This window comes from Pseudomonas sp. FG43 (assembly GCF_057809175.1).
This window is the reverse complement of record NZ_JBMDJL010000002.1, coordinates 448162-458981: the sequence shown is the minus strand read 5'-3', so window position 1 is coordinate 458981 and position 10820 is coordinate 448162. Positions and strand designations below refer to the sequence as shown.

Annotated in this window: 8 protein-coding genes; 6 read left to right on the top strand and 2 right to left on the bottom strand. The window is 60.5% G+C overall.

Features of this window, described 5'->3' with window-relative positions; translation table 11 throughout:
* Nucleotides 1–4 precede the first annotated feature (4 nt).
* The 4 genes from ACODS3_RS04825 to ACODS3_RS04810 are packed head-to-tail and all read left to right on the top strand — an operon-like array spanning nucleotide 5 to nucleotide 4076.
* Nucleotides 5–769, top strand: a complete 765-nt coding sequence (locus ACODS3_RS04825) for a thioesterase II family protein (protein WP_201001915.1) — start codon at nucleotides 5–7, stop codon at nucleotides 767–769.
* Nucleotides 770–781: 12 nt separating this feature from the next.
* The gene (locus ACODS3_RS04820; protein WP_489033503.1) at nucleotides 782–2353 is read left to right on the top strand and encodes a (2,3-dihydroxybenzoyl)adenylate synthase; all 1572 of its coding nucleotides are present in this window, start codon (nucleotides 782–784) and stop codon (nucleotides 2351–2353) included.
* A 14-nt stretch (nucleotides 2354–2367) separates the two neighbouring features.
* Entirely contained in the window at nucleotides 2368–2691 is a 324-nt protein-coding gene (locus ACODS3_RS04815; RefSeq protein WP_025259794.1) for an isochorismate lyase, read from the top strand.
* The gene (locus ACODS3_RS04810; protein ID WP_489033501.1) at nucleotides 2688–4076 is read left to right on the top strand and encodes an isochorismate synthase; all 1389 of its coding nucleotides are present in this window, start codon (nucleotides 2688–2690) and stop codon (nucleotides 4074–4076) included. Before ACODS3_RS04815 ends, ACODS3_RS04810 begins: the two co-directional genes overlap by 4 nt.
* 69 nt (nucleotides 4077–4145) lie before the next feature.
* Here ACODS3_RS04810 and ACODS3_RS04805 read toward each other — a convergent pair whose 3' ends face one another.
* Entirely contained in the window at nucleotides 4146–4697 is a 552-nt protein-coding gene (locus ACODS3_RS04805) for a TetR/AcrR family transcriptional regulator (protein WP_201017567.1), read from the bottom strand.
* A gap of 178 nt (nucleotides 4698–4875) precedes the next feature.
* Between ACODS3_RS04805 and ACODS3_RS04800 the strand changes: the two genes are divergently transcribed.
* Entirely contained in the window at nucleotides 4876–6036 is a 1161-nt protein-coding gene (locus ACODS3_RS04800; protein WP_201001910.1) for an efflux RND transporter periplasmic adaptor subunit, read from the top strand.
* A gap of 33 nt (nucleotides 6037–6069) precedes the next feature.
* Nucleotides 6070–9180, top strand: coding sequence for a multidrug efflux RND transporter permease subunit (locus tag ACODS3_RS04795; protein ID WP_489033498.1), 3111 nt, complete (start codon nucleotides 6070–6072; stop codon nucleotides 9178–9180).
* A gap of 42 nt (nucleotides 9181–9222) precedes the next feature.
* Here ACODS3_RS04795 and ACODS3_RS04790 read toward each other — a convergent pair whose 3' ends face one another.
* The gene (locus ACODS3_RS04790) at nucleotides 9223–10779 is read right to left on the bottom strand and encodes a sensor domain-containing diguanylate cyclase (protein WP_489033496.1); all 1557 of its coding nucleotides are present in this window, start codon (nucleotides 10777–10779) and stop codon (nucleotides 9223–9225) included.
* Between the last annotated feature and the right edge of the window lie 41 nt (nucleotides 10780–10820).

Below are 10820 nucleotides of genomic sequence, written 5' to 3'. Positions count from 1 at the left end.
GTCCATGGGCATGCTGCGACCTTATCTTCAGGCCGATAACTGCGACACCCATGTGCTGCTCTGCCCGTTCGCCGGAGCCAGCGGCGGTGCATTCCAGAGCTGGCGTGGCCTGGACGAACTGGGGCTGGACCTTTCGCTGGCGATCTATCCGGGACGCGACCAGCGCATGCACGAACCTTGCGTGCGTCAGGTCCAGCCACTGGCCGAAAGCCTTGCCGCTGAAATTCAGGCGCTGACCAACCCGCAGCGCCAGAAGCTGATCCTGGCCGGGCACAGCATGGGCGCTCAGGTGGCGTTCGAGACCTGCCTGCTGCTGGAAAAGGCCGGTAAGCCGCCCGCCGGGCTGGTGTTGTCTGCCTGCCATGCGCCGCATCTGAGTGGCAGACGCCTGCTCAGCCATCTGGATGACCAGCGTTTTATCGAGCAACTGGTCGCCATTGGTGGTTGCAGCGAGGCGCTGTTGAAAGACCGCGACCTGCTGATGCTGTTCATGCCGTTGCTGCGCGCCGACTTCCAGGCCACCGAGAGCTATCACCGCCTGCTTGATCCCCAGCGCCAGCAACTGCACACCCCGACCCTGCTGCTGCACGGCAGTCACGACCCCGAGGCCGATGCCGAGGAAGTGGCGGCCTGGAGCCAGTGGCTGTGTGGCGATCACCAGCAACACGCCATGGCAGGCGATCACTTTTATCTGACTCAGCGTCCCAGGGCCTTTGCGGCCCGTGTTCTCGGTTTCATCGAGAACAGCATCAGCCCTTTCCATCATTAACGGGAGCCGGACATGAACACACAACACACCTTGCCCAATGACCCGCTGCAACCTTACCTCGACCTGACGCTGCCCCAGCGCCTGCAACACTGGGCTCAGGCCAAGGGTTCGCGCACCGCTCTGGTTTCGGGCGAACTGCGCATGAGCTACACGCAACTCCAGCAACGGGTCGAACGCCTCGCAGGCGGGCTGGCGGCGCTGGGCATCGTGGCCGGTGACCGGGTAATGCTGCAACTGCCCAACAGCATTGCCTTTGTCAGCGCCTTTTTCGCCGTGATGCGCATCGGCGCGCTGCCGGTCCTGACCATGCCCACACAACGCGCCCAGGATATCGAAGCGCTGTGCCAACTGGCCGAACCGGTGGCCTACCTGATTCCCGACCGTATCCGTGACTTCGATTACCGGGAAATGGCGGCAGGCATCGTCGAGCGCCAGCACTCGTTACGCCATGTGATTGTCGATGGAGAACCGGGAGCCTTCACGGCGCTGTCATCCCTGGATGCGCCCTGCCCGGCATGGCCGGTCATCAATCCACTCGATACGGCTTTGCTGCTGCTTTCTGGCGGTACCACCGGAACACCCAAACTGATTCCGCGCAGCCATGCAGCCTACGCCTATAACTTTTCCCTCTCGGCCAAAATGTGCGAAATCGACAGCAGCAGCGTGTACCTCGCGGTTCTGCCGACCGCCCATAACTTCACCCTGGCCTGCCCCGGCATACTGGGCAGTCTGGCGGCAGGCGCGACGGTCATTCTGGGCGAAAGCGCCAGTTGCGATCAGGCAATGCCGTTGATCGAACGCGAACGTGTCACCCATGTGGCGCTGGTTCCGCCCTTGGCGCAGCTCTGGGCACAAGGCCGGGAATGGGAAGACAGCGACCTGTCGAGCCTGAAACTTCTGCAGGTCGGAGGTTCGCGACTCGACCCGGTTCTGGCGCAACAACTGCTGGACTCCCTGGGCTGTCGCCTGCAACAGGTATTCGGCATGGCCGAGGGCCTGCTGTGCTACACCCGGCCGTCCGACGCTCTGGATATCGTGCTCAACACCCAAGGCAGGCCGCTATCGCCATTCGATGAAGTACGGCTGGTGGACGCTGACTTGCAGGACGTCGCGCCGGGCGAGACGGGCGAACTTCTGACCCGTGGCCCCTACACCATCGCCGGTTATTACCGGGCCGAAGCCCACAACGCCGTCAGCTTCACCCCGGATGGTTTTTACCGCAGCGGCGACCTGGCACGCTGGACGCCGGAAGGCAACCTGATCGTCGAAGGCCGGATCAAGGAGCAGATCCAGCGCAGCGGTGAAAAGATCTCTGCCGCACTGATCGAATCCCACCTCAATACCCTGCCCGAAGTCGAGGCGGCCGTTGTGGTTGCCGTGCCGGACACCCTGCTGGGCGAGCGCATCTGCGCCTTCATTCTTGGAGAGCAACCTGCGGGCGCAGCTCAACAGGTGCGTGACCAGTTGCGCGAATGCGGGTTGGGCGAAGACAAACTGCCCGATCAGTTCGAGTGGGTCGCGGCATGGCCATTGACCGCCGTGGGCAAGATAGACAAACGCCAACTCGCCGTCATGGCTCAGTGAATCCGGAGTTTTCCATGAGTGCCATCAAGTCCGCGCCTGACTGCCAGAACCTGGGCGACATACGCCAAGGCATCGACAGCATTGATCAGCAGATCGTCAGTCTGCTTGCCCGACGCTTGACCTATGTAAAGGCCGCTACCCGTTTCAAGGCCAACGAACACAGCATTCCCGCCCCGGAGCGGGTCGTGGCCATGCTCGAAGAACGGCGCCAATGGGCCGCCGAGGCGGGGCTGCCTGTGGATCAGACCGAGGATTTCTTCAAGGACCTGATTCACTGGTTCATCAATCAGCAGATCAATCACTGGCGCACCCTGCATCCGGAGGCTTGTGAACAATGAACCCACTCCCATCGTTCGACGGGCTGCTGAAATGCCTGGACGAAGCCCGGCAGCGGGTCAGCCCGAAGCGGCCTTTTGTGCTGGCGTCATTCTCGACGCCATCGCCGGAGGTCGAGCCACTGACGCTGTTCAGCGCCAACCGGGAACATCTGCAACCGGCCAGCCTGTGGCACGTCAAGGCTCAGGCGCAATATCGCCTGGGGCTGGGCCTTGCTCATGAGTTCAATGCCCGCAGCACCGACAGTTGGCAACTGCTTGAAGATCGCTGGCAAAGCCTGGCAGCCGACGCCGTCGTCCATGGCCCGCATCGTCCGGCGCTGTTCGGTGGTTTCGCCTTCGACAGGCACCATCACAGAACCCGGTTATGGCGTGATTTTCCCGATGCTGCGCTGACCCTGCCGCGCTTCGAGCTGCATGAGAACGAGGGCCAGACACGCCTGATCGTCAATGTGCTGGTGGCGCAAGGCACCGTCTGTGAGCAACTGGCCGACAGCCTTGTCAACGAGTGGGCGACCGTTCTCGCCAGACCGGTACCCGTCAAGGCTGCGCCCGTCGACAACTATGTGCGCCTGTCCATGGCGCACTTGTGGAAGCAGGATGTAAGTAATGCTGTGAGCTGGATCCAGCGCAGCGACCTGGAAAAGGTCGTGCTGGCCCGTTCGCAAAACGTACCGGCTGCGCAGCCCTTGCATCAGGTCATGCAACGTCTGCTGCACAAACAACCCAATGCCTATCTGTTTGCATTCGCTCGGCAGGACAGTTGCTTTGTCGGCGCTTCACCGGAATGCCTGCTTACCGTACAAGGCAAGGCGTTTCAGACCATGGCCCTGGCGGGCACAGCACCACGCGGCCAGAACAGCACTGACGATGCGCGGCTGGGAGAGCAATTGCTCGCCAGCCGCAAGGACAACGCCGAGCATGCAATGGTGGTCGCCAGCCTCAGGGAGTGCCTGAGCCAGCACTGCCTGGAACTGGATATCGCTCGCCAGCCACGGCTGCATAAACTGCCGCATATCCAGCACTTGCTGACGCCGGTCCAGGGCACACTCGCGCCAGACGCCCGCTTGCTGGCAATGGTCGAAAGCCTGCACCCGACCCCGGCGGTAGGCGGTTTGCCGCGTAATCAGGCACTGGACTACATACGCAATCACGAGCATCTGGATCGTGGCTGGTACGCCGGGCCGGTAGGCTGGCTGGATGATCGCGGCAGCGGCGAATTTGCCGTCGCCCTGCGCTCTGCCCTGCTGGACGGCAACAGAGCGACCCTGTTTGCAGGGTGCGGGCTGGTCAGTGAATCTGAGCCGGAGAGCGAATATCGGGAGAGTGATCTGAAGATGCAGACCATGCGCGAGGCGTTGTCAGGAGGCATGATGGGGATTGGATGACGCCGTCGCGGGTAAGCCCCCTCCCACAATCCCGTGGGAGGGGGCTTGCCCGCGACAGATGGTTTGTCCTTACTTCGCCGCGCCCTGCAAGAAGAACTGCATCAACAATGCTGCCATACCGGAGCGCGCCACCCGGCCGCGCCGTTCTGCATCCACCAGCCCGAACAGCTGGGAAGCGAAGATTTCCGTCAGTACCGGTGCGCCGATGTCGATCCGGAAAATACCCTCGCGCTGACCACGCAGGAAGAAGGCATCCAAAGCATCCGAATACGGCATCCAGCGGGTGCCGCCACAGCGTTCGTCCATGGAATCCGGGCGCCATTGAAAGCACAGGAACACCAGCACTTCACGATGGGTCAGGTGCCCTTCGATCAGACGGCTCAATGCATCCAGCGGTGCAGCGTGCTCCAGATCCGAGGCTTCAATGACCTGGTTCATCAGCGACGAGCCATGGTTGAGCAACATTTCGATGAGGTTGCTGCGGGTCCCGCAAAAGCGATTGAGGGTAGCCTTGCTCACGCCGGCAGCCTCGGCGATGTCCTTGAACGTGCCTGCTGGATGTTCGACAAGCGCGATAGCCAGAGCTTTCAGGAGTTTTTCATCAGCAGCGGGTAAATCCATTGGGTGGTCTTTCACTCGTCAAAATGGCATGGCGGGCATTGTGCAGAAAAAGCCCATTTCCTCAAAGAACATTAACAATTGCTCACAAAAGATTCATATGAGTCAATATTGACTCACCTTAGTACAAAACAGATCATTCGCAACTTTAGCGACTAATGGGCGTTGCCCGGGTGAAAGCATGAGTACGTTGCGCGAATGGCGTGTTATTCCGGTTGTGACGCTGCTGGCCGCATTGGGCCTGGCAGGTTGTGATCAAAAAGCCCAACAGGGCTGGGGAGCGTCAGGCGCACCACGGGAGGTCGAGTCTGTTGCCGTCAAGACCGAGGCTTTCACCCTGATCAACGAACTGCCCGGCCGCATCGAGCCGGTTAGAGTCGCCCAGGTGCGCGCCCGGGTCGCGGGTATCGTGCTCAGTCGCAACTTCGTGGAAGGAGCCGATGTAAAGGCTGGCGACATCTTGTTCCAGATCGACCCTGCTCCGTTCAAGGCCGCCCTTTCCAAGGCCCAGGGTGATCTGGCCCGCACCGAGGCCACGCTGTTCGAGACCCAGGCCACCGTCAAACGCTATGAACCCCTGGTGAAAATCGAAGCAGTCAGCCAGCAGGACTACGACACCGCCAGGGCCGCACTGCAAAACGCCATTGCCGCAAAACGCTCGGCCCAGGCCGATGTCGAGACAGCAAGGCTGGACTTGGGTTATGCCACGGTCAAGGCGCCGATCTCCGGGCGTATCGGCCGAGCCACCGTCACCGAAGGTGCGCTGGTCGGCCAGGGCGAAACCACGCTGATGGCGACCATCCAGCAACTGGACCCGGTGTATGCCGACTTCACCCAGCCGGTGGCCGATGCATTGCGCATGCGTACCGCCATCCAGAACGGCAGCCTGCCCAAGGGCGGTGAAGATGCCCTTTCCCTGAGCGTCGAAGGTACCGATTACCAGAGCCGTGGCACGCTGCTGTTCACCGACATCGAGGTAGACCGCACCACCAGTCAGGTTTCCCTGCGCGCCCGCTTCGCCAACCCCGAAGGCATATTGTTGCCAGGCATGTATGTGCGGGTTCGCACGCCACAGAGCACAAGCGATAACGCGATCCTGATTCCTCAGCGTGCCATCAAGCGTTCCAGCGACGGCGCAGCCCAGGTGCTGGTCATCGGCAAGGATGGAACGGTGGAAGCCAGACCGGTGAAAACCGGAGCGATGCAGGACTCGCGCTGGCAGATCACCGAAGGGTTGAGCGCAGGCGAGCAGATCATCGTCGGCAACATGACCGGCCTCAATCCTGGTGACAAGGTAGTCCCCAAATCGCAACCCGCTCAACAGCAGGCCAAGGCTCTGTAAGGCCGACTTCAGCGCGATCAAGGATAACCTTCTATGTCACTGTTCTTTATCAAGCGCCCCAACTTCGCGTGGGTCGTTGCCTTGTTCATCCTGCTGGCAGGCCTGATGGCGCTGCCGTCATTGCCGGTGGCGCAATACCCGGTCGTGGCTCCGCCGCAGATCACCGTGACTGCCACCTACCCGGGCGCCTCCGCCAAGGTGCTGGTGGACTCGGTCACCAGCGTCATCGAGGACGAACTCAACGGCGCCAAGGGGATGCTGTATTACGAGTCGACCAGCAACTCAACCGGTTCTGCCGAAATCAATGTGACCTTCAATCCGGGCACCAACCCGGACATGGCACAGGTCGAAGTACAGAACCGCATCAAGAAAGCCGAAGCACGCCTGCCGCAACCTGTCCTGAGCCAGGGCCTGCAAGTGGAACAGGCCAGCTCTGGTTTCCTGATGATTTTCACCCTGAGTTACAAGGGTGATTCAACCAACAAGGACACCGTTGCCCTGGCTGACTATGCAGCGCGTAACGTCAACAATGAAATCAGCCGCGTGGCCGGTGTCGGCAAGTTGCAGTTCTTTGCCGCCGAAGCCGCCATGCGCGTATGGATCGACCCGCAGAAGCTGGTGGGTTTCGGGCTGTCCATCGATGACGTGAACACCGCAATTCAGGGCCAGAACGTTCAGGTGCCTGCCGGCAGCTTCGGCAGTACCCCCGGCTCGTCCCTGCAAGAGCTGACCGCGACGCTGGCGGTCAAGGGCACTCTGGATAATCCCGAGGAGTTCGGGCGCATCGTGTTGCGCGCCAATCAGGATGGCTCCACCGTGCATCTGTCCGATGTCGCACGCCTTGCCGTGGGCAGCCAGGATTACAACTTCGAGTCGCGCCTGAACGGCAAGCGTGCCGTAGCGGCTGCCATTCAGCTATCGCCGGGCGCCAACGCCATCGAGACGGTCAAGGCGGTCAAACAGCGCCTGACCGAGCTGTCGGTGAATTTCCCGGACGATGTCGAGTTTTCCGTTCCCTATGACACCTCGCTGTTCGTGGGTGTGGCCATCGACAAGGTGATCTACACCCTGATCGAAGCCATGGTGCTGGTGTTCCTGGTGATGTTCCTGTTCCTGCAGAACATCCGCTACACCCTGATCCCGACCATTGTGGTGCCAGTCTGTCTGGCCGGTACGCTGGCGATCATGTACCTGCTGGGCTTCTCGGTGAACATGATGACCATGTTCGGCATGGTACTGGCCATCGGTATTCTGGTGGACGACGCCATTGTGGTGGTGGAGAACGTCGAGCGGATCATGGCCGAAGAAGGCCTGTCCCCGGCGGCCGCGACGGTCAAGGCGATGGGTCAGGTGTCAGGCGCGATTCTGGGCATCACCCTGGTGCTGGCTGCGGTGTTCCTGCCGCTGGCCTTCATGGGCGGTTCGGTGGGCGTGATCTACCAGCAGTTCTCGCTGTCGCTGGCGGTGTCGATCCTGTTCTCGGGCTTCCTGGCCCTGACGTTCACACCCGCACTGTGTGCCACTCTGCTCAAGCCGATCCCGGCCGGGCATCACGAGAAGCGCGGTTTCTTCGGTGGCTTCAACCGTCTGTTCAACAAGCTGACCCACCGCTACGAGCGCCTGAGTTCAAGCATGCTCAAACGTGCGGGCCGTTACATGCTGCTGTATGTGGGCATCGTCGGTCTGCTGGGCTTTTTCTATCTGCGTCTGCCGGAATCCTTCGTGCCAGTTGAAGACCAGGGCTACCTGATCGTCGACGTGCAACTACCGCCCGGCGCGACCCGTGCGCGCACCGATGAAACTGCGCAACTCTTGGAAAAATACCTGATGTCCCGGGAGAGCAACGACGCGGTGACGATGCTGCTGGGCTTCAGCTTCTCCGGCATGGGCGAAAACGCCGGCCTGGCTTTCCCGACCCTGAAGGACTGGTCCGAACGCGGCAAGGGGCAGTCGGCCGCCGACGAAGCAGCAGCGTTCAACCAGCATTTCGCCGGCCTGAGCGACGGTACGGTCATGGCCGTTACACCACCGCCAATCGAAGGCCTTGGCACGTCGGGCGGTTTTGCCCTGCGCCTGCAAGACCGTGCAGGTCTGGGCCGCGAAGCCCTATTGGCAGCACGTAATGAATTGCTGGGCAAGGCCAATGGCAACCCGAAAATCCTCTACGCCATGATGGAAGGCCTGGCCGAAGCACCACAACTGCGTCTGAATATCGACCGGGAAAAAGCCCGCGCCCTGGGGGTGAGTTTCGAGTCGATCAACAATGCCCTGTCCACGGCATTTGGCTCCTCGGTCATCAGTGACTTTGCCAACGCCGGCAGACAGCAACGAGTCGTGGTTCAGGCCGATCAGGACTCGCGGATGACACCGGAAAGCGTTCTGAAACTCCATGTTCCCAACAGCAGCGGCACACTGGTTCCACTGGCTGCGTTCGTCACCACTCACTGGGAGGAAGGCCCGGTGCAGATCGCCCGCTACAATGGCTATCCGGCGTTCAAGATCTCGGGTGATGCCCCGCCGGGTGTCAGCACTGGCGAGGCGATGGCCGAGATCGAGCGGATTGTCTCCGAGTTGCCACCGGGCATTGGCTATGAGTGGACCGGCCTCTCCTATCAGGAGAAAGTAGCCAGCGGCCAGGCAACGGTGTTGTTCGCCCTGGCGTTGGTGGTGGTGTTCCTGTTGCTGGTTGCGCTTTATGAAAGCTGGGCGATCCCGCTGGTGGTGATGCTGATCGTACCGGTCGGCGCCTTGGGTGCAGTGCTGGCTGTAACGGCGGTCGACATGCCTAACGATGTGTACTTCAAGGTTGGTCTGATCACCATCATCGGTCTGGCAGCGAAGAACGCGATTCTGATCGTCGAGTTCGCCAAGGAACTGTGGGAACAGGGACATTCCCTACGCGATTCGGCTCTCCAGGCAGCACGCCTGCGCTTCCGCCCGATCGTCATGACCTCGCTGGCCTTTATCCTGGGTGTCGTCCCGCTGACCATCGCTACCGGTGCCGGAGCTGCCAGCCAGCGTGCCATCGGTACAGGCGTGATTGGCGGCATGCTCAGTGCGACCCTGCTGGGCGTGATTCTGGTGCCGATCTTCTTTGTCTGGGTGCTGTCGGTATTACGCCGCAAGCCCAATGCAATCGAGTAGGAGAGAATCGGGCGGCGCTCCGCTCATTCGCGAATGAATTCGCTACGGATTATTTCTTGCCGTGATCTGTGACCAGGCCGGGCTGACGTCGAGGAGGAACTTCGACGCCATGCTCACCTGGTTCTTGCCCTGTGACTTGGCCGAATACAGCGCCCGGTCGGCCAGTTCGATCAACCCTTCCTGATTTACCGGCTCATTGCGCTGCGCAAGCGTTGCAACCCCCAGGCTGATGGTCACGATGTTGAAGGGGCTCGATATATGCTCGATGCATTGAGTGCGGATGCGCTCCAGAATCGCCTCGGCGACCGCGCTGGCACCCGCCTCGTCAGTATCGGGAATGACCACCGCAAACTCCTCACCGCCATAGCGGGCCGCCATGTCTCCAGGGCGTCTTATGCATTGCTCGATGATCCGGCTGATGATCTTCAGGCACTCGTCACCCGCCAGATGGCCGTAATGGTCGTTATAGAGTTTGAAGTAATCCACATCGATAAGGATCAGCGACAAGGCACGCCGCTCGCGCTTGGCCCGCTTGAATTCGATATCCAGAAACTGATCGAAGCGCCTGCGGTTGGCCAACCCCGTCAGTTTGTCCTGAGAGGCAAGAAGTTCCAGGCTCTGGTTCAGCTCGATCAGCGCGGCCTGGGAAACCAGCAGTTCGCTTTCGGCCCGTATGCGGCGATGGATGTGGCCAATCAGGCGAATCCCCAATCCAACCAGCAACCCCAATAGCACCAGCACCACCACAATCGACTGCCGGGCCTGGCTCCACCAGATTTCCATGGCCTCGTTGCGCCCTACCGCCACCGTGGTCACCAACGGGTAATATTCGCTCCTCTTGAATGCATAGAGACGATCCACACCATCCACATTGGAAATGAACTCGGCCGTACCGGACAGGCTCTTCCGGGTCATGGCAAAAATCGGTGCCGAGGACAGATCGCGATTGATATCAGCCTCTCGAAAGGGATACCTGACCAACAGCCGTCCCTGCGCCGAACTCAAGCTGATGACCCCGGTGTGCCCGACATCGATATTGGAGTAGAACTTGAGCAAATGATCGATGCTGATGGTGATCAGCATGACGCCGGCAAAACCTGAGTCAGGATTGTCGATTCGCCGGCTGATCGAAACCAGCCAGGCCCCCGTGACACGACTTTGAAAAGCCGGGCCGATGAATACACCTCGGTCGCGGTTATTCTTGTGGTACATGAAGAACTCGCGATCTTCGCCTCCCATCCTGGGGATATGCCGGTTGCTCAGGAAGACCCCGTTGCCCTCTGCGTCATACAGCACCACGCTGTTCAACGCTTTCAGCGTTGCCATTTCCTGGGCAACCACCGACCTCAGGCGGTCGATCTGCTTTTCGCCGACACCCTCTTTCTCGACCCTTTCGATAAGGCCGACCAGCATCAGCTCACTCTGCCTGAACATGCCCTCGGTGTAGTTGCTCAGGGCACTGGTGAGGTTGACGGTATTGGTTTCGATACTCACCAGCGTATTCTGGCGAACCGTCACTATCTGCCATACCGTCAGTAACACGACGCACAGGCACACAACAAAAATCAGCAATGAGGCAAGACGAAGATCACTCTTCAAAGGCAGCCTCCAAGGCAGGTTGAAAACATGTTCGACGTACA

Bases quoted from the DNA above. Each gene is read 5' to 3' on its own strand.
- ACODS3_RS04825 (WP_201001915.1), top strand. From the start codon at position 5: ATGGGCATGCTGCGACCTTATCTTCAGGCCGATAACTGCGACACCCAT.
- ACODS3_RS04820 (WP_489033503.1), top strand. From the start codon at position 782: ATGAACACACAACACACCTTGCCCAATGACCCGCTGCAACCTTACCTC.
- ACODS3_RS04815 (WP_025259794.1), top strand. From the start codon at position 2,368: ATGAGTGCCATCAAGTCCGCGCCTGACTGCCAGAACCTGGGCGACATA.
- ACODS3_RS04810 (WP_489033501.1), top strand. From the start codon at position 2,688: ATGAACCCACTCCCATCGTTCGACGGGCTGCTGAAATGCCTGGACGAA.
- ACODS3_RS04805 (WP_201017567.1), bottom strand. From the start codon at position 4,697: ATGGATTTACCCGCTGCTGATGAAAAACTCCTGAAAGCTCTGGCTATC.
- ACODS3_RS04800 (WP_201001910.1), top strand. From the start codon at position 4,876: ATGAGTACGTTGCGCGAATGGCGTGTTATTCCGGTTGTGACGCTGCTG.
- ACODS3_RS04795 (WP_489033498.1), top strand. From the start codon at position 6,070: ATGTCACTGTTCTTTATCAAGCGCCCCAACTTCGCGTGGGTCGTTGCC.